Here is a 20,389-nt window from a genome sequence, read left to right on the forward strand (position 1 = left end):
GACGGTTCACTTCGTTGATGAAGCGGGTGAAACCTTAGCTCCTGATATTGAGGTCACTGGTGTTACGAATGGTACGGTAGATCGAACAGCAGTTAGAAACCAGATTCAGCAAATCATCAATCAACAGTACAACCTGGTTTCGGATGGTACTGGGACGGTATTTAACAACGTTGATAACGATAACCAAGACTTTGAGGTTGTCTTTGCTAAGTTAGCTAACGCCCAGTTTACTATCGTACCGAAGTTGCCTGATGGCAGTCCTGTTCCCGGACACGAAAATGGCGAGTCAAAGACGGGTCTACCCGGAGAAACCATTCATTTAACACCGATTCCAGGTTACACGACAACGATAACCGATGTTGATGTACCGACAGACGATCCTAACGTGGTCGTGACTTACACAGCTGATCCGCAAAAAGCAACGATTCACTTTGTGGACCAAAGTGGTCAAACAGTAGCGACTGACCTGGTCATTGAAGGTAGCAGTGACTTAACGTTAGCGCGCACAGACGTTAATGCGGCCATTCAAGCAGTTCTGAACAAGAACTACAACTTGGTATCTAACCCAACGGCGACGAATAATTTTGACCATGACGATAACGTTGATCAGAACTTCACTGTTGTCTTCAGTAAACTGCCTGATGCTAACTTCACGGTAGTTCCGAAAACGCCTGATGGTAGCAACGTTCCTGGGTATCCTGGAGGAGTGTCAGAAACTGGTCAACCTGGTGATCCAATCAGTGTTCCATCAGTCGAAGGTTACACGCCAACTGGTACGGTTCCCGATGTTCCAACTAACGGCGGTTCGGTTGTAGTAACCTACAAACCGGATGTCCAACATGGTACGGTTCTGTTTGTGGATCAGGATGGCAAACAGTTAGCAATAGTGCAGGTAACTGGCGTCAGTGACGGTTCAATTGACCGTAGCCAAGGCGTCCACGCGGAAATTCAGACGTTGCTGAATCAAGGTTATAATCTGACGAGCGACGAGACTGCCACGGCTAAGTTCGACCACATTGATGGCGCGGATCAAACCTTCATCATTACCATGACTAAGTTGCCGCCGGAAGTCACTAATTCAGGTACCGGATCAAATACCGGCACGGGGACTATCACAGCACCGACTGAGCCTGATGAGAATTCATCGAATCCTAAGGTGACTGGTAAAACGAACAATCACCAAGGTCGGACAACAACTTCCAAAGGTGACGATGAAGCCAAGACCTTGACGCATGAAAATGGTTCAACGAGCGCGTCATCGGCACGCACAACGGCTGAGTATTCAAGTGCATCGAAGACGGCTGCCACTATGGCAAATAGTCCTCAAAACGGTACTCAATCTCGTCATCAATCACAATTACCACAAACGAATGAAAAACAAACTGTATTTGCACAAATCGGACTTGGCCTAATGAGTCTCTTGACCCTGTTTGGTCTCTTGGGCAAACGGCGGAAGAAGGAGGACGATAAGTAGTTTAGGTTAATTGTCAAGGATTCTAAAAAGAGAAGTATCAAAATTATGACGGTAATTTTGATACTTCTTTTTGTATTCTCAAAATCTAAACATTAAGAAAAGGCGGGGATTTCCTTGATCGAGATTAATTCTGGTGGCTTTTGCTATTTTTCGGTTAACACCTGCTATTAAAAAATGAGTTTCCCTAAATTCAGGGAAACTCATTTTATGATTGCTTTAAATTATTGAAACGTGCTCCACCAGGCTAGGACTTGCACCTAAGTCAACTTTGTCATCATTGCTGGCCAAGCCCGCCACCAATTCTGCCAAAGTCGCCTTAGGCTCCAGCCCTAAACTCCTTGTTGCGCGCTCTAGTAAATGACAACCGCCGTTTCAAGCGGTACCGTTGCGAATACGTGCTTCATTACTGACGGTGGTGTGTTGATGCAGCCGTGTGAGCCGTGCGTCAGATACCATGTGCCACCATAACGTGGTTGCCATGGCGAATCGTGGATACCAACACCGGTATTATCCACGGGCATCCAATAACTGACAGGCGAGGCGTACTTAGTGCCATTGTCGTTGTAACCACGCAACGTTGCGTTTCGCTGTTTACTCCAAACGACCCAGACGCCAGATGGGGTAGTGCCCTTCGGCGGCTTGCCCGTATCCACATCCGTTGAAATGACAATTTTGCCATTTTTATGGATCCACATGTGTTGCGCCGCTTTGGAGACTTCAACGTAAGTGCTGCCAATATCAGCACCATTCTTATGGTAACCACTGCCCTGGATGACTGGGGTACGAGTCGTGGTCTTACCAGAAAGCACCGTTTTCGCTAATTTTGGTGTTTCAGCAGTGACTTTAATACTCCAGCCATACAGACCTGCCGGCACCTTGACATACCGCCCTGAATGAGTCTTAAAGTGGCGCGCTTTATGGATGGTGCCATACTTGTAACTCAGTTTGGTGAGGTAAGTTTGAATGCGAGAATTATTGGTTGAAATTTGGCCGTTCTTGGTGGTCAGGAAACTAGCTATCGTATCACTTGGCACCTTAACCTTATGATCAGTAATTGTGTACGTGATCTTATTTTTCGCCAGTTTCTCAGCCTTAGTCTTTGCGGCCACCAGCGACTTACTATTTGCTAAAACGGTCGGTTTGACGTAGGCCTTCTTTAAACTGATGGTGGTTTGATGACTCTCAACAGCATTCTCTAAAGCGTTCTTGACCGATGTTTGGTTGATTTCAGTACCGTAAACTGGTTTTTGGATGGAAAATGCATGGTTGCTGTAAACAATTTTAGCATTATGCGTTTTTGTCCGGTTCTTTCCAGCTTTTGCGACTACTTGAGCTGCCAAGTGATTTAAGTCAGTGCTATTTAACGAACTGGGACTCAGCTTTTGATCATCCGCTGATGCGCTGATCGTATGCACTGGCCAAGCATAAGCGTTTTGCTTAGCCATCAGCGTTTTCAACTGCGACGTCGAATAAACCTTTAGACCAGCTTCCCGAGAGGAAAACGTAGTCAGAGTCTGACCGTTTTCAGAAACGCGATATTCCTGATTAGCCAACTTAGTTTGTAATGTTTCAGCTGCCTGTTGAGCAGTTTGGCCACCAACTTGAACGCCGCCAATTTCGGTGCCATTCAAGAAGTGGCTAGTATAGTGGTTCGTCCGCCAGCCGTATCCGATTCCCAGGATCGCGATAACGATAATTCCAGCGGAGACCCAACGTGAACGATGTTTCATTAGGTAGATCCTCCTCATGTGTCATCTATAAGGATACGGCATAATGGCATAAAACTCAATTTAAAAACGCCCTAATTTAAGGGCGTTTAGACGGATAATTGATACTATTTTGTGACTATTTCAGTGCAGCTAAACCATCCTGAGTCACTTTCTTTAAAGTGTCTGCAGAGGCTTTCATCTTTGCCTGCTCACGCTCACTTAATGGGACTTCGATCACGCCGGCCAAACCAGACGCGTTAATAATGCCTGGGGTACCAATGAAGATATCATCCAGACCATATTCGCCATCCAGTGAAGCACCGACAGGTAAAATTGCATTTTCATCGTGGAAAATGGCCTTAGTGATGCGCGCTAACGAAGTCGCAACACCATAGAATGTAGCCCCTTTACGATTAATGATCTCATAGGCTTTATGCATCACTTGATCTTCGAGTTCGTCTAAGTCAGACGATGTGATGCCGTGTTCTTCGGCAACCTGTCGTAACGGCTTGGAACCAATTGTCGCTTCGTCAAAAGCGGCAAATTCCGTATCGCCATGTTCACCCAGAACGTAGGCGTCAATACTGCGAGGATCCAAATTTAATTTCTTTCCCATAGCAACGCGTAGACGGGAAGTGTCCAGCGAAGTACCAGAACCAATCACGCGGCTCTTTGGGAAACCTGAGAATTTCCAAGTTGCGTATGTCAAAATATCGACCGGGTTAGCAGCTACCAAGAAGATACCATTGAAACCAGAATCCACGATTGGTTTAACGATTGAGCTTAAGATCTTTAAGTTCTTATCCACGAGGTCTAGACGAGTTTCACCGGGTTTTTGTGGTGCACCGGCAGTAATGACAACTAAATCAGCATCCTTTGCATCACTATACTCGCCGGAGTAAACACTCTTAGGCGCTGTAAATGCTTGGGCGTCTTCGAGATCCAAAGTGTCGCCGATCGTTCGTTCCTTGATGACATCGACAACGACTAACTCCTCAGCTAAACCTTGTTGCATTAAGGCAAATGCATAAGCGGAACCAACTGCCCCATCACCAACTAGTACAACTTTTTGATGGCCTTTTGACAATGTACCCACCTCTTCCTTTTAGTTTGTTTCATGGAACTGATTTTATTTTAGCATGGAACTGTAAGCGCTTTCTACTGTTTTGTTTGGCGAAATTTTTGATTTTCATTTGCGAGTTTGTGAAAGCCTGCCATGCAGGACTTAGCTTGGTACAATAAGACTTTTAGATAAAAGAATCTTTTTTTGAACTTGTGAGTTTGCAAGCGTTTTGATAGCAGATGAAAGGTGTACTAAACAATATAACTGTATTGGCAAGGTACTCTTATTAACATCTGTTGAATCCTGGAAGTCTTTGGTTCAAACGTCTTAGTTTTTCTCAAATACTCCTCTTCAGGTGACCAGTTGGAAACCGGATTCAAATATCGCTCCAACTGACAGCTTATTGCGTGAATGATTTAACCGCCGACTGAACGCCTCACATGCATTTCAGAAGAACATATGCTATACTTTGATAAGCAAGTTTAAGAGTTTGTAAGAATTGTTAACGCTGAACGGTATGGGCTATCGTTCAGCTATTTTGCATGTTTAAATAGATATAAATTATGGAAGCGGAGCGAAATTTTAAAATGAAAATGATCGTAGGTCTAGGCAATATTGGTCCACAGTATAAGCAAACCCGTCACAACACCGGTTTTATGGTTGTGGAACAGTTTGCGCAAAAGGCGGGCTTAACCTTTACCAGTCGCAAGATGGAGGCCAAGTTAGCCAGTGGCCAAGTTAACGGAGAAAAAGTCCTGCTGGTGGAGCCGACAACGTTCATGAATGAATCCGGACGAGCTGTAGGTGCTTTGATGCATTTTTACAAGTTAGAGTTAGCAGATTTAATTGTTGTCCACGATGATATGGATCTGCCCATTGGCCGGATCAGGATTCGTCCCAAAGGCTCAGCAGGTGGCCATAATGGCATTAAAAGTATTATTGCAGCCCTAGGAACCAGCGAATTTAACCGGATCAAAGTTGGCATTCAGCATCCGCAGCAAAGTACAGTGGTGAACTACGTCTTAGGCCGGTTCACGGCTGAACAGCGCCCGGTCTTTAATCAGGCCGCTGACCATGCTGTAGACGCCTTGTTCGACTGGGTTGCCGGAGAAGATATCCCAGACTTAATGAATCGTTATAACTAAGGAGTGAAGCTAAGTGCAACTGGCAGATTTTCTTATAAAAATGCCGCAGTATCAACAACTCGTTAATGGCTTCGATAGTCATCATCGCCAGTTGCTGACGGGGATTGCGGGATCAGCACGCGCTTTGCTGGTTCAAACGCTGCTTCAAGACCAGCAACGACCAATGATTTTTGTGACTGACACGATGTATCACGCTGACCAGATCACTGATGAACTTAGCGGTCAGTTAGCCGATGAACAGGTTTACGAATTTCCAGTGGAGGAACTGTTAGCGGCTGAAATTGCAACGAGTTCGCCGGAGTTCCAAAGCCAGCGAATTCAAGCTTTAAGTGCGCTGACCCAAAAGCAGCCAGCGGTGATCGTCACTTCAGTGTCGGGGCTACGACGGCAATTACCTGACCCAAAGATTTTTAGTGAGGCGCAGATCCCACTAGAAACTGGTGGCGACGTTGATCTTGAACAGTTGGTTTCACGACTGTTACGAATGGGGTACACGCGCCAAAAATTGGTGGATGCGCCCGGTGATTTTGCTGTTCGGGGATCAATTATTGATGTTTATCCACTGGATACTGAATACCCAGTTCGAGTGGATCTGTTTGACACTGAGATCGATTCTCTGAGGTATTTTGACGCTAGCACCCAGCGCAGTGTTGAAAACATTCAGTCGGTCACGATCCATCCAGTAACCGACCTGTTAATGACTCCTGAGCAGCGGCAAGTAGCAGCGGATAAGCTGACTGCTAAACTGGCCAAGGAACGCCAGCAACTGACCGATGACGATGGTGATCTGTTAGCAAATAGTATTACCCCCCTGATTGAGTCACTAACCAAGGGGGATGTTTCTGCCGAGCTGAGACTGTTTGCCGATACGTTTTTCGGTAAGACTAACATTCTCGACTATTTAGGTCAAAATGGTCTTTTGCTGGTGGATGATTATCCCCGGTTAAGAGACACCAACAAACAATTGGAAATGGATGAAGCAAACTGGTCGGTGGATAAGCTGGCAGCTCGCCAAATCTTTAGTGACCAGACGTTTGGTTTGCACTTTCAAGACGTCCTCAAAAACGATCACCACGCTGAGGTCTTCTTTGCGCTATTTCAAAAGGGAATGGGTAACATGCGCTTTGACGCCTTGATGGAAATTCAGACCCGAGCGATGCAGCAATTTTTTGGTCAGATGCCATTGCTGAAACAAGAAATTCAACGCTGGCAAGCTGGTAAGCAGACGGTGGTCATGATGATGGCTAACGAAGAACGGTTAAATAAGGTTTCTCAAACTTTGGATGACTTTGACATCAAAGCGGTGATGACTAAGGTCGATGATATTCAGCCCGGCGTCGTTCAAATTGTCCCAGCTCAGAGTCAAACAGGATTTGAACTTCCTGATGCCAAGCTGGTCGTCATTACCGAAGCTGAAATGTTTAAGCAGGTCACCAAGCATCATCGGCGGCGGGCAACGATGCAAAACGCTGAACGGCTGAAGAGTTACACCGACTTGAAGCCTGGCGACTACGTGGTCCACGTCAACCATGGGATCGGCCGCTTTGAGGGGATGCAAACCCTTGAAGTGGACGGTGTGCATCAAGACTACATGACGATCGATTACCAAAATGACGCGAAGTTGTTTATTCCGGTCAGCCAGTTGAATTTAATTCAAAAATATGTGTCATCTGAAGATAAAACACCACACATTAACAAGCTTGGCGGTTCTGACTGGACTAAGACCAAGAAAAAAGTGGCGGCTAAGATTGAAGACATTGCGGATGACCTGATCGAACTTTATGCCAAGCGAGATTCTGAGAAAGGTTACGCCTTTCCGCATGATGATAGTTATCAACACGAGTTCGATGACGCCTTTCCGTACTCAGAAACGCCGGACCAGTTACGGAGTATTGATGAAATCAAACATGATATGGAGAAGTCCAAGCCAATGGATCGGCTATTAGTCGGTGACGTTGGCTATGGTAAGACTGAGGTGGCCTTACGAGCGGCATTTAAAGCGATTGAAGCTGGTAAGCAGGTGGCCTTTTTGGTGCCGACCACGATTTTGGCTCAGCAGCATTTTGATACTATGACTAACCGGTTCGACGGTTATCCGGTCAATGTGGCGATCCTGTCTCGATTCCAAACTACTAAGCAGGTTCATCAGATTATCCACGGACTCGAAGACGGTAGTGTTGATATTGTTGTGGGCACGCACCGCCTGTTGTCCAAAGACGTGCATTTTAAAGACCTCGGACTCTTATTGGTCGATGAAGAACAGCGCTTTGGGGTCAAGCACAAGGAAAAATTGAAACAGTTAAAATCTAACGTGGATGTTTTGACGCTAACAGCCACCCCGATCCCTCGGACACTGCACATGTCAATGTTGGGCGTTCGTGACTTATCGGTGATTGAAACACCGCCTGCGAACCGGTTCCCGATTCAAACCTACGTGATGGAACAAAACGCCGGTGCGATTCAGGATGGCATTCACCGTGAAATGCAGCGTGGCGGCCAGGTATTTTACCTGCATAATCGCGTCGATGATATTGAAGAAACCGTTAACCAGTTAAAAGCGTTAGTGCCGGATGCGGCTATCGCCTATATTCATGGGCAGATGACAGAGGCTCAACTCGAGGGGATCCTCTACGATTTCATCCGTGGAGAGTATGACGTGTTGGTCACCACGACGATTATCGAAACTGGGATCGACATTCCAAACGTCAACACGCTGTTTGTTGAAAACGCTGATCACATGGGCTTGTCGCAGCTGTACCAGCTTCGAGGTCGCATTGGTCGTAGCAATCGCGTTGCCTATTCGTACTTCATGTACCAACCCAATAAGGTCTTGACTGAGGTCAGCGAGAAACGTCTGGAAGCAATTAAAGACTTTACCGAATTGGGTTCTGGTTTCAAGATTGCGATGCGTGACCTATCGATTCGTGGTGCTGGTAATTTACTGGGCAAGCAGCAGAGCGGCTTTATTGATTCTGTTGGGTACGACTTGTACTCACAAATGTTGTCGGATGCCGTTTCCAAGAAGCAGGGCAAGCAGTCGAAGCCCAAGACGGACGCGACCGTGGAACTTGGCTTGGAAGCTTATCTGCCAGAAAATTACATTGCTGATCAGCAGCAAAAAATTGAAATGTATAAGCGGATTCGACAGATCGAAAGTCCGGATGATATTTCAGAAGTTCAAGATGATTTAATCGACCGGTTTGGCGAGTACCCGGTGGAAGTGACAAACCTGTTAGCTGTCAGTCAGGTCAAGATCATGGCGGATGAAGCGTTAGTCGATAAGATCCACCGAATCAAAGATCGAATTACGGTCAGCTTCTCAGCCAAGGGTTCCGAGAAGTTTAGTGGTGAAGACGTTTTCAAAGCACTTTCGAGCACGAAGTTAAAAGCGACGGTTGGCATGAACAATGATCGGTTGGTTGTGACACTAGTGATCCAGCCGAAGATGACACCCCAAAACTGGATGGACGAGCTCACGCAATTTGTCCGCGCACTGCGTGAAATGATTGTTGAGCCAGCCACAAAATAGGTGAATTATGCAACGGAAAACGATGAAAACGGTGATGCAGGGCGCGTTATTACTCTCGGTAGCGTCACTGATCGCTAAAATTTTAAGCGCGGTTTACCGGGTTCCCTTCCAAAATATGGTTGGCAATACCGGCTTTTACGTGTACCAGCAGATCTATCCGATCTATGGTATCGGCATGACTTTTGCCCTAAGCGGCCTACCGATGTTTATCTCAAAACTGGTGGCGGAAACCGAAGACGAAACGGCTAAATACACACTGTTGGCCCGAATTTTCGTCATTATGGCGGGGGCTTCATTGCTGCTATTTGCCGGTTTACAGTTTTTCGCGTCGCAAATTGCTGCTGGCATGGGGGACCCCGGGCTGACTCCGATCATTCGTGCTGTTAGTTGGATGTTTTTGTTTTCACCATTTCTAGCGGTCAGTCGTGGTTATTTTCAAGGTGAATATGATATGCGGCCAACCGCAACGTCACAGTTGGCTGAACAAACAATTCGAGTGACGGTGATTTTGGTCGTCGCTTACTGGGCGATGCATCATCACTGGAATGTTTACCGAATGGGCTCCTGGGCGATGAGCAGTGCGGCAATTGCTGCCGTTGCTGCGTCAGCCGTCATGCTTTATTATGTGTTCAGGGATCGAATTAACTTTTTGGGACACTTGAGTGAACCAAATGGTCCAAGCTATCGCCAACTGGCTAAGCGCCTCTTGATAGAAGGCGGGACCATCAGTTTGTTTGCTTCAATGATGGTTTTATTGCAACTGGTCGATTCGTTTACCGTGATGCGCGGACTGATGCTCCACGGGTATTTACCGATCTGGGCCAAGGCAGTAAAAGGAGTCTATGACCGGGGACAACCCTTGGTGCAACTGGGTCTGGTGGTGGCGACGTCGTTTTCATCGTCGCTTTTACCATCGTTGACTCAGGCATTAAATCAGGGTCGCCGTCAACAGTTTATTAGGCAGGCCAATACGGTGATCCGGATGAGCCTGACCATCGCCACAGCCGCAGCAATTGGACTGGTAGCTTTGATGCCGGAAGTCAATCAATTACTATTTGGCAACCAGCAGGGAAATGGCATGCTTTCCGTTTATGTGCTCAGTATCATTTTTGCGACACTGATTATGATTTATAATAGTATTTTACAAAGTCTCAACCAATTTACCGTGACCATTGCCGGCCTCGGCCTTGGTCTGCTGATTAAACTGCTATTTAACGAGCACGCAGTCGTGAGCTTTGGTGCTGTGGGTGCCAGTTGGGTGACCGTGCTGTCGTTGCTGGTGATGGCCGCGTTTCTCATGGCACAGTTGCGAAAACAGCACTTAACGGCATTCACTAACGGCTTTTTGCTAAAAATGACTAGCGTTTCTTTTTTGATGCTGGTCGGCGTGCGCATCACTATGTTGGTGGCCAGCTGGTTTACTGGTGGACTGTCACCGCGGGTCATGGCATTAGCCAATGCAATAATTGGTATTGCGGTGGGTGCCGTGATGTTTATTTATTTAGCGTTAAAATTCAATTTACTAGCGCTGCGAGAGTGGCTTGTACTACCAAAAGCCGATCACTGGCTGCGCTGGTTCAAATGAAATCTGGAGGGTAACATGCGATTAGACAAATTTTTGAAAGTATCACGAATTATTAAACGGCGGACGGTTGCCAAAGAAATTGCTGATCAGGGTCGAATTACGATCAATGACCGGGTCGCGAAGTCTTCAACTGATGTATCGCCAAACGATGTTTTGGTGATCAAGTTTGGTAATAAGACCCTGACCGTTCAAGTCTTGCAACTGTTGGAAACGACAAAGAAGCAGGATGCTGAAAACATGTTCAAAATCATTAGTGAAGATTACGAAAAAGATTATCGCCAGTAGAACAAATTGGGCACGGTGCATTTAACACGTCAGAAACCTTGAGAGCTCAATGCTTACAACGTTTAAAGGGCTTTCAAACATGGTTAGGATTTTCTAAAAGGTCATAGACAACGCCCGCAATGGTTGCTATACTTCTTTGTGAGGACAAACGCATGGGGGCGTTAAAATGGCTAAGCAGTCTAACATCACACAACTTGATAATCATTACACGAGACAGGTGCAACAGCACAGTAATAAAGCAGTCCTGACTAAGCGGCGCAAGAAGCGTGCTCTGCTCATGGCGCTTCCTTTTTTGCTGGTGATGCTGGTATTGGGCTATCAAATTGTTGAGGCCAAGGTTGCAATGAACCGGACGAACGTTCAAATTGCACGGCAACAGCAAAAGTTGACGAAGGTCAAGAATACTCATAAACAGTTGGACGAACACGTGAAACTGTTGAACGACAAAGGGTATTTGGAGAATCTGATCCGTTCGAAGTATTACTTCTCTAAGTCGGGTGAGACGATCTACAGTTTGCCGAATGATAAAGCTGCAGACGTAACTGCGAAGTAAACGACCTATAAGGGACAAAAATGAAGCTGGTTTCGGAGTATACCGAATCTAAGCTTCGTTTTTATATAGAATATGAGAATTTGATTAAACCATGATTCGAAGTTCAAGCTGAACGTGCCCAAAATGTGCTATACTGTTCTTACAAATTTAAGGAGGAAATTCTTGTTTATGGCAATCGAGGTTGGAGCAAAAGTTGCTGGTAAGGTTTCAGGAATTACAAATTTTGGTGCGTTCATCGATTTGGGCGACCATAAAACTGGTCTGGTACACATTAGTGAGGTTTCAGACGGGTTCGTGAAGGATATTCATGACGTCCTTAAGATTGGTGATGAAGTCACGGTCAAGGTCCTTTCAATTGGTGATGACGGCAAGATTGCGCTGTCGATTCGCAAAGCTCAGGATAAACCAGAAGGTCAGTCCGAACGCGAGCATCACAATAATCGTGAGCACCATGACAATAACTATCATAATAACCACCGTGGCGGCAATGATTATCATCGCAGTAACAATGGCGGTGGCCGTTCACACAATAATGGGCACGGCAATTCCAACCACAAAGAAAGTTTTGATGACCTCATGTCCGGCTTTCTTAAGGAAAGTGAAGATCGGCTGGCAACCTTAAAACGTAATACTGAAGGCAAGCGTGGTGGTCGTGGCGGCCGTCGCAGCTAGTCATTAGATGACAATGGAACTTGAAGCGTCCGTTTTTGCAACGGGCGCTTCTTTAATATGGTGGAACGATAACGAGGCGAAAAATGGATCTTAAGTGGCAGTTTAATAAACTAGCGGCGGATGCTTCCTGGGCACAATCTGGTCAGACCATCATCGTCGCTGTTTCAACCGGTGTCGATTCGATGGTCTTATTGGACTTGATGCGTCAGCAGGCTAAAAATCATCATTGCCATTTGATCGTGGCTCACGTGAACCATGAATTGCGCCGGCAAAGTGAGCAGGAACAAACGTATCTGGAGAACTATTGTGCCCGTTATCATTTGACTCTGGCAGTTAAACATTGGCCGGCTGCGGACCATCCAGCCCACGGCATTGAGGCGGCTGCCAGAGCATTTAGGTACCACTTTTTCTCAGGCTTGATGATTAAGTATCAAGCCCAGACACTGATGACTGCCCACCACGCCGATGATCAGGCTGAGACCATTTTAATGAAGTTAGTTCGGGGTGGTTTGCTGGAACAGCTGCAGGGCATTTTACGCCGTCAATCGTTTGCTTCTGGGCAGTTAGTCAGGCCGCTGTTGCACTTTAGTAAGCAACAGTTAACCGATTACGCGTGCCAGCATCGCATTCGTTGGTTTGAAGACGAGACGAATACTAGTAACACGGTGTTTCGCAACCGCCTTCGTCACCACGTGATTCCCGCCTTAAAACGGGAGAACCCGGAGCTGCTCTTGCATATTCAACAGTATAGTGAGCAGCTAACTCAGGTGCTTCAGCTGGCAGAGGATAGAACCAATGAACTACTGGCGGCAATTCAACTGCCTGGTAAAGGATACAGTGTCAGTCAGTGGCGGATGTTAAATGCCGTTGAGCAGCAGGCGGTTTTAACCGCCATCATGCAACGGGCTGATTTACCAGTTCGAAAGTCTTATTTGGTTGAAAGCAGCCAATTGCTGGTCAATCGGGGGAAACCGTCTGGCCAAATCAATCTAGCTAATGGTAAAGCGTTGAAAAAAGCGTATGATTCGTTTTCAATTAGCGACGCGTTAAAAGTTACTGAAAATGGCAATCCAAGCTCAGAAATTGTGGTAATATCTAACCAGTGGGTTCGGCTGCCTCATGGGCAAGCGATTCGTTTGCGTCCTGTCACTGATTTTCACGCTTTGGGCGGGGCACACATGGCACTCCAGTTACACGCACAGGAACTGCCGCTTCGAGTCCGTTCAGCACGAATGGATGACCACCTTCGATTAGCCTCAGGTGGCCATAAAACAGTTCGTCGGCTTTTGATCGACCATAAAATTGGTCTGGAGAAGCGGCAGAGTCAGCTAGTGGTTGTCACTGCTCAAGATGAAATTCTTTGGCTGATCGGGGTGCAGCGAAGTGCACGACCGTCAGGCTATGCCAAGCCCAATTATGAACTAGATTTAAAACAAACTGACTAGAGGAGCAATCATATGAATAACGATATCGAGCGTGTTTTATACAGCCAAGATGACATCAAAGCTGCCTGCCAGCGACTTGGTGCTGAGATCACGCGGGATTACGTGGGGAAGAAACCGCTGTTCATCGGCGTGTTGAAGGGCGTTATTTTTTTCATGACAGATCTGATGCGCGAACTTGATTTTTTAACGGATATAGATTTTATAGACGTGTCTAGTTACCATGGTGGTACGGCTTCAAGCGGCGAGATCACTCTCGTTCACGATGTTGATACAGATATTTCGGGTCGCGACGTGGTCGTGGTTGAAGATATCTTGGATACTGGTCGCACGCTTGCCTACCTGCAAAAACGGCTTGGTGAGCGGCAACCTAAATCACTAAAGGTCTGTACGTTATTAGATAAGCCTGAAGGCCGAACTGTGGAAGCTAAAGCTGATTACGTCGGTTTTAACGTGCCTAATGAATTTCTAGTTGGTTATGGATTGGACTACAATGAATACTACCGAAATTTACCGTATGTAGGTGTTCTAAAACCCAAAGTTTATGGGAAATAGAGCTTTGGTCAAAAAAGGTCAAATTTCCGAATAAAATAATAGTCAAACAAGGTCAAATGTGATAATATGATTTCTATCAGCGGGGGAATTAAACCCCAGTTTCGGTCCTGATCAAATGGGAATCGAAGTAAGGAGGCACTAAATGAACAATCGAAGAAATGGACTTTTTCGAAATAGTCTTTTCTACATTGTGATCTTCTTGTTGGTCATGGGCGTTATTTACTTCTTCCAAGGGAGCAACTCAAACTCACAGTCCCAAGAGATTCAATCAAGTGAGTTCATCCAACAATTAAAAGATAACAAGGTCAAGAGCTTTTCGGTTCAACCTTCTGGTGGCGTTTACAAAGTTACTGGGGTTTACCGGAATGCTCAAAAGGCTAAGACTCAGACTGGCTTTACCCTCGGTGGTAATACGAGTACTAAAGTTACTAATTTCTCCACAGCGGTGTTGGAAAACAACTCCAGTGTGACCGAAGTAACGCGTTATGCACGGGCACATAACATTAAGATGAATACTAAGCCTGAGCAGTCGAGCGGTTTTTGGGTAAACCTGTTGGTCTACGTCTTACCATTGATCGCGTTCATTTTCTTCTTCTACATGATGATGGGTCAAGCCGGCCAAGGTGGCGGCAATGGCAAGGTCATGAACTTTGGCAAGTCCAAAGCAAAGCCAACTGATAGCAAGGAGAACAAAGTCCGGTTCTCTGATGTTGCTGGTGAAGAAGAAGAAAAGCAGGAACTGGTCGAAGTTGTCGAGTTCCTGAAAGATCCAAGGAAATTTGTCTCACTGGGCGCGCGGATTCCATCCGGTGTGTTACTTGAAGGACCGCCTGGAACTGGTAAAACCTTACTAGCTAAAGCGGTTGCTGGTGAAGCTGGGGTACCTTTCTACTCCATTTCTGGTTCTGACTTCGTTGAAATGTTCGTCGGTGTTGGTGCTAGCCGGGTTCGTGACTTGTTTGATCAAGCCAAGAAGAACGCGCCTTCCATCATCTTCATTGATGAAATTGATGCGGTTGGTCGGCAACGTGGCGCTGGTATGGGTGGTGGTCACGATGAACGTGAACAAACCCTGAACCAATTGCTGGTTGAGATGGACGGTTTTACCGGTAACGAAGGTGTTATCGTGATGGCCGCTACTAACCGTTCTGATGTTTTGGATCCTGCTTTGCTTCGTCCGGGTCGTTTCGACCGGAAGATCTTAGTTGGTCGTCCTGATGTTAATGGTCGTGAAGCAATTTTGAAGGTCCATTCTCGTAACAAACCACTGGCTAATGATGTCGATTTGAAAGAGATCGCCAAACAAACCCCTGGGTTCGTGGGTGCTGACCTTGAAAACCTACTGAATGAAGGTGCGCTGCTAGCTGCCAGAAGGAATAAGACCCAGATCGATGCTTCTGATATTGATGAAGCTGAAGACCGAGTTATCGCTGGTCCAGCTAAACGTAACCGGGTAATTAGTAAGACCGAGCGTGAGACGGTGGCCTACCATGAAGCCGGTCATACGATCGTCGGACTGGTCTTAAACGATGCCCGAGTTGTTCATAAGGTAACCATCGTGCCACGTGGTCGGGCTGGCGGTTACGCCATCATGCTACCACGTGAGGATCAAATGCTGATGAGCAAAAAGGACGCTAAGGAGCAAATGGCTGGTCTGATGGGCGGTCGTGCGGCCGAGGAATTGATCTTTGATTCCGAATCATCTGGTGCTTCGAATGACTTTGAGCAGGCGACTCAAATTGCCCGCGCAATGGTTACTCAGTACGGGATGAGTAAAAAGGTTGGGACGGTCACACTTGAAAGCGCTGGTCAACAACCATTTGCCGGTGCGGCTTATGGTCAAAGTCCAGCTTATTCACAAGCGACAGCTGCGGCTATCGACGAGGAAGTTCGCCGCTTGACTAATGAAGCTCATGAAACGGCTCGGAAGATTATTTCCGAACATCGTGAACAGCATAAGATCATTGCTGAAGCACTATTGAAGTACGAAACTTTGGATGAAAAGCAGATTCTCAGCCTCTATAATACGGGCAAGATGCCTGATAAGAACGCTGAAAGTGAATTTCCAAGTGAAAAAGCTGCTACTTTTGAAGAATCCAAGCGAGAACTTGAACGGCGCGAAGCACAACGACACGCAGAGAATCAAAATAAGAATGAGCATCATGAAGATTCAGATGATCAGCTCAAGCCTGACGACACGGGTGCATCAGATGATACCAATTCTGATCAACCGAAGTCCGAGACCCCATCTGATCATTCGGATGACGATGATGATATTTAGTGGTTCCTAAAAGACGCAGGCTTTGCTTGCGTCTTTTTGTATGTTGAATATTGATGGTGAGACTAGCATCAGTGTTCTGCTGTGTCAGCCTGTAACTTGTGTTATAATATTTCAGAAATTTAGATCCGGAGGAAAAATATGGCAGATTATTTAATCAAAAGTGTCGTTGATGACGGCCAGTTTCGGGCTTATGCCGTTGATGCAACCGAGTTAGTTCGAGAAGCACAACAGCGTCATGATACTTGGTCGGCAGCTTCTGCAGCACTTGGTCGCAGTCTGGTTGCGACTTTAATGTTGTCGTCATCCGTGTTAAAGGGTGATGACACCTTGACTGTGCGGATCAATGGTGGCGGACCCGTGGGTGGTATCGTGGTTGATGGCAATGCTAATGGCACTGTGAAAGGTTATTTGCAGAACCCACACGTCAATTTACCACTCAATGACCGTCATAAGATCGATGTAGCTGCTGCGGTCGGCGTGCAAGGGTCGTTGTCAGTGACGAAAGACTTAGGGCTTGATAAGCCGTATACGGGGCAAGTACCATTGGCTTCTGGTGAAATTGGTGACGATTTCACGTATTACTTAGCTCAGTCCGAACAAATTCCATCAGCCGTTGGGGTTTCGGTTTTCGTCAATGACGATAATTCAATTCAGGTTGCCGGTGGTTTTTTGATCCAGGTTATGCCCGGAGCTAAGGACCAGGCGATTAACCATTTGGAACGCCGCCTGAAGGAAGTGCCAATGGTTTCTGAGCTATTACTGGATGGCCAAAAGCCCGAGGATATGCTGAACCTGTTATTTGGGAAAGAGCACGTTAAAATTTTGGATCGAATGCCAGTCAGTTTTAAGTGTAATTGTTCGAAGGCTCAATTTGCTAAAGCCCTGGCAAGTATTTCTAAGGATCAGCTTGAAGAGATCATTGAGCAGGATCATCACGCTGAAACAGTTTGCAATTTCTGTAAGAATAAATATGAATTTAGTGAAGCCGAACTACGTGATATTTTAGCAACGATGTAAAGAGTTCCTGAAACATTAGGTAAATGCGTCAAAATTGTGCTATGATAGCTAACGCGAAAAAGTTAGTGAAGAAATAGAAGTCGAAAGTTAACTGAGGTGAGCGTATGGAATGGCAAATTGGCGACGTTAAGATTGCTAATCAAGTCGTTGTTGCACCGATGGCAGGAGTAACTAACTCCGCTTTTCGTGTGATTTGTAAGGAATTCGGTGCCGGGCTTGTGGTCTGCGAAATGATTTCGGACCGTGGCATTATGTACCATAATCAAAAAACACTGGACATGATGTTTGTTGATGCCAGTGAACATCCAATGAGTATCCAAATTTTTGGAGGTACAAAGGAAACTCTGGTTCAAGCAGCTAAGTTTGTAGATCAAAATACCGCTGCTGATATTATCGATATCAATATGGGGTGTCCGGTCAATAAAGTGGTGAAGACAGACGCTGGTGCGAAGTGGTTGCTGGATCCAAATAAGGTTTATGAGATGGTTTCGTACGTGACTGACGCAGTTAAAAAACCAGTTACGGTTAAAATGCGGACCGGCTGGGACGACAAGCACATTTATGCAGTTGATAATGCGCTGGCTGCGGAGCGTGCAGGAGCCTCTGCTTTGGCGATGCATGGGCGAACTCGCAAACAAATGTATCAGGGTCATGCAGACTGGGATATTTTGAAAGAGGTTGCCAGCCAACTCACGATTCCATTTATGGGAAATGGTGATGTTAGATCCGCGGAGGACGCTAAACAGATGTTAGATCATACTGGTGCGGATGCCGTTATGATTGGTCGAGCAGCAATGGGTAATCCATGGATGCTTCGGCAAACTGAACACTATTTGGCCACGGGTGAATTATTGCCCGAACCAACTCCGGAAAAAAAGATTCAAACGGCTAAGGAACATTTGCATCGGCTGGTTGAATTAAAGGGTGACTACATTGGCCCCCGAGAATTTCGTGGTCAAGCCGCCTACTACTTGAAGGGTATTTCTCATTCTGCTCGGACGAAAGCTGCCTTGAACAATGCTGAATCTGAACAGGAAATGAATGATATTTTTGATAGTTTCCTGGAGAAGTTGGCAGCTTTAACGGTTAATGGCAGATAATTTTTAAAAAAGCAGGCAAAAGAGCTTGCTTTTTTTATTGAGGGTTGTCAAAATTAAAAGCGGACTATTTATTAGAAGATGGAGGTATTAGTGTGGCTGGAAAAGATAAGGAAATGAATGACCAACTACGGGTGCGTCGCGAGAAGATGGACGAGTTGCGCGAAGCCGGAATTGACCCTTTTGGGCACCGATTCGAAAGAACATACTTGGCGGCACAATTGCATCAGGAGTTCGGCGACGATGACAAAGAGGAATTAAATGATTTGCACAAGACTGCGATCATTGCAGGTCGAATTGTCTCCAAACGAGGAAAGGGTAAGGTCGGTTTTGCAGATTTACAAGACCGTTCTGGCCGGATTCAAATCTATGTTCGACGTGACATGATCGGTTCCGATGTTTATCACTTCTTCAAACGTGCGGATATTGGTGACCACATTGGTATCGAAGGCGACATTATTAAAACGGATATGGGCGAGCTGACCGTTCGCGCAACGAAGTTTACTTTTCTGTCTAAGGCTTTACGACCGTTACCAGAAAAATACCACGGCTTGCAGGATAAGGAATTGATCTACCGGAAGCGGTATTTGGACTTGATTTCTAACCGTGGTAGTTTTGAGCGTTTCAAGAAGCGGAGTAAAATTATTTCTGCTGTTCGCAGTTATTTAGATGGTCTAGACTTTACCGAAGTTGAAACGCCGGTTCTTCACAATCAAGCTGGCGGTGCTAATGCGCGCCCATTTATCACTCATCACAATGCTTTAAACATTGATTTGTACTTAAGAATTGCTTTGGAGCTGCATTTAAAGCGACTGATTGTTGGTGGTATGGAACGGGTCTACGAAATTGGCCGTGTCTTTCGAAATGAAGGCATGGACACCCGTCATAATCCTGAGTTCACGATGTTGGAGAGCTATGTCGCCTACTTCGATTTTCACGATGTGATGGACGAAACTGAAGGTATTTTCAAGGCTGCGGCGGCAGCTGTTACTGATGATGGTAAAGTCACTTATCAGGGTCATGAAATTGATCTGAATAAAGACTTTGATCGTATTCACATGGTTGATGCCGTTAAGAAGTATACTGGGGTTGATTTCTGGCCCAAAATGAGTGTTGATGACGCCCGTAAGTTAGCAGACGAGCATGGCGTACACTATGAAGACTACTGGGCAGTTGGTCACATTATTAATGCCTTCTTTGAAGACTTAGTTCAGCCTAAACTGGATCAACCGACGTTTGTGTACGGGCACCCAGTTGAAATCTCGCCGTTGGCTAAAAAGAACCCGGATGATCCTCGCTTTACGGACCGTTTTGAGCTCTATATTTTGGGTAATGAGTATGCTAATGCCTTTACTGAGTTAAATGATCCGATTGATCAGCGTCAGCGGTTCGAAGCTCAGGTTAAGGAACGCGAGCAAGGAAATGAAGAAGCTGAAGGCATTGATGAAGATTTCATTGAAGCTCTTGAATATGGTATGCCGCCAACTGGTGGCTTAGGCATCGGTATTGATCGGATGGTTATGTTGTTGACGGATGCCGAATCAATTCGTGACGTTTTGCTGTTTCCAACAATGCGTCCTGAAGAATAGATTTTTGATTGAGCACTGACCTTTGGGTTGGTGCCTTTTGTTTAAAATGCAGGGGGTATTCGGTAGTATTTTAGCTTTCTAGGTAGATATTTTTTTTGCAATTTTGATAGTGTTAAGATCGTTGTTTAAGAATTTGTAGACGTCATTTTTAAGTGCTTTATGGGCAATGGAATTTTTGTTATCTGATTTTTTAGCGAAAATTTTCAGAAAGTGGGTATTTTATGTTGACGTGATTTTAGATAGCTGGTATAGTAGTTATCGTTGTCAAAGCGATGACTTTTTGACGGCTTGCTTATTTTGAATAAGTATTCAAATAAGTTATAAAAAAGCGTTGACATAAAACATGTCAACATGATATGATTTAGAAGTTGTCGTAAGGCAGCTACTTTAAAT

At 45.8% G+C, this 20,389-nt stretch carries 15 protein-coding genes; 13 read left to right on the top strand and 2 right to left on the bottom strand.

The genetic code is table 11. The annotated features are described in order from the left end of the window. A partial coding sequence (locus tag GM612_RS11840) for a mucin-binding protein (RefSeq protein WP_155432568.1) occupies positions 1 to 1,474 on the top strand: 1,474 nt, incomplete at its 5' end. A gap of 350 nt (positions 1,475 to 1,824) precedes the next feature. Here the strand turns inward: GM612_RS11840 and GM612_RS11845 are convergent. Continuing rightward, a complete protein-coding gene (locus tag GM612_RS11845; RefSeq protein WP_155432569.1) occupies positions 1,825 to 3,204 on the bottom strand; it encodes a L,D-transpeptidase family protein in 1,380 nt (459 codons plus the stop codon). A 115-nt stretch (positions 3,205 to 3,319) separates the two neighbouring features. Further along, positions 3,320 to 4,270, bottom strand: coding sequence for an L-lactate dehydrogenase (locus GM612_RS11850; RefSeq protein WP_155432570.1), 951 nt, complete (start codon positions 4,268 to 4,270; stop codon positions 3,320 to 3,322). A 563-nt stretch (positions 4,271 to 4,833) separates the two neighbouring features. Between GM612_RS11850 and pth the strand changes: the two genes are divergently transcribed. The 12 genes from pth (at position 4,834) to lysS (ending at position 19,996) form a co-directional block, all read left to right on the top strand. Further along, a complete protein-coding gene (pth, locus tag GM612_RS11855; RefSeq protein ID WP_155432571.1) occupies positions 4,834 to 5,391 on the top strand; it encodes an aminoacyl-tRNA hydrolase in 558 nt (185 codons plus the stop codon). A gap of 13 nt (positions 5,392 to 5,404) precedes the next feature. Further along, on the top strand, positions 5,405 to 8,920 hold the full coding sequence (gene mfd / locus GM612_RS11860; RefSeq protein WP_425500350.1) for a transcription-repair coupling factor: 3,516 nt from the start codon (positions 5,405 to 5,407) through the stop codon (positions 8,918 to 8,920). A 7-nt stretch (positions 8,921 to 8,927) separates the two neighbouring features. Beyond that, positions 8,928 to 10,505 (top strand): putative polysaccharide biosynthesis protein, encoded by a 1,578-nt coding sequence (locus tag GM612_RS11865; RefSeq protein ID WP_155432572.1) that lies wholly within the window; start codon positions 8,928 to 8,930, stop codon positions 10,503 to 10,505. 15 nt (positions 10,506 to 10,520) lie between these two features. Then, positions 10,521 to 10,790, top strand: a complete 270-nt coding sequence (locus tag GM612_RS11870) for an RNA-binding S4 domain-containing protein (RefSeq protein ID WP_155432573.1) — start codon at positions 10,521 to 10,523, stop codon at positions 10,788 to 10,790. A 166-nt stretch (positions 10,791 to 10,956) separates the two neighbouring features. Then, on the top strand, positions 10,957 to 11,343 hold the full coding sequence (locus GM612_RS11875) for an FtsB family cell division protein (RefSeq protein WP_155432574.1): 387 nt from the start codon (positions 10,957 to 10,959) through the stop codon (positions 11,341 to 11,343). A gap of 168 nt (positions 11,344 to 11,511) precedes the next feature. After that, the gene (locus GM612_RS11880; RefSeq protein ID WP_155432575.1) at positions 11,512 to 12,015 is read left to right on the top strand and encodes a S1 domain-containing RNA-binding protein; all 504 of its coding nucleotides are present in this window, start codon (positions 11,512 to 11,514) and stop codon (positions 12,013 to 12,015) included. A gap of 83 nt (positions 12,016 to 12,098) precedes the next feature. Continuing rightward, positions 12,099 to 13,460: a tRNA lysidine(34) synthetase TilS gene (gene tilS / locus GM612_RS11885; RefSeq protein ID WP_155432576.1), complete on the top strand. Its 1,362-nt coding sequence runs from the start codon at positions 12,099 to 12,101 to the stop codon at positions 13,458 to 13,460. Positions 13,461 to 13,472: 12 nt separating this feature from the next. Beyond that, complete coding sequence (gene hpt, locus GM612_RS11890; RefSeq protein WP_155432577.1) at positions 13,473 to 14,012, top strand: hypoxanthine phosphoribosyltransferase; 540 nt, start codon at positions 13,473 to 13,475, stop codon at positions 14,010 to 14,012. A 142-nt stretch (positions 14,013 to 14,154) separates the two neighbouring features. Beyond that, positions 14,155 to 16,293: an ATP-dependent zinc metalloprotease FtsH gene (gene ftsH / locus GM612_RS11895; protein ID WP_155432578.1), complete on the top strand. Its 2,139-nt coding sequence runs from the start codon at positions 14,155 to 14,157 to the stop codon at positions 16,291 to 16,293. Positions 16,294 to 16,431: 138 nt separating this feature from the next. Continuing rightward, on the top strand, positions 16,432 to 17,310 hold the full coding sequence (gene hslO / locus GM612_RS11900) for an Hsp33 family molecular chaperone HslO (RefSeq protein ID WP_155432579.1): 879 nt from the start codon (positions 16,432 to 16,434) through the stop codon (positions 17,308 to 17,310). 104 nt (positions 17,311 to 17,414) lie between these two features. Next, positions 17,415 to 18,410 carry a tRNA dihydrouridine synthase DusB gene (dusB, locus tag GM612_RS11905; RefSeq protein ID WP_155432580.1) on the top strand — a complete coding sequence of 332 codons (996 nt, stop codon included), beginning with the start codon at positions 17,415 to 17,417 and terminating at the stop codon, positions 18,408 to 18,410. 113 nt (positions 18,411 to 18,523) lie between these two features. Further along, positions 18,524 to 19,996 carry a lysine--tRNA ligase gene (lysS, locus tag GM612_RS11910; RefSeq protein WP_155432582.1) on the top strand — a complete coding sequence of 491 codons (1,473 nt, stop codon included), beginning with the start codon at positions 18,524 to 18,526 and terminating at the stop codon, positions 19,994 to 19,996. The last annotated feature ends 393 nt before the right edge of the window (positions 19,997 to 20,389 follow it).

It is taken from the genome of Secundilactobacillus folii (assembly GCF_009720675.1).
Lineage (GTDB): Bacteria > Bacillota > Bacilli > Lactobacillales > Lactobacillaceae > Secundilactobacillus > Secundilactobacillus folii.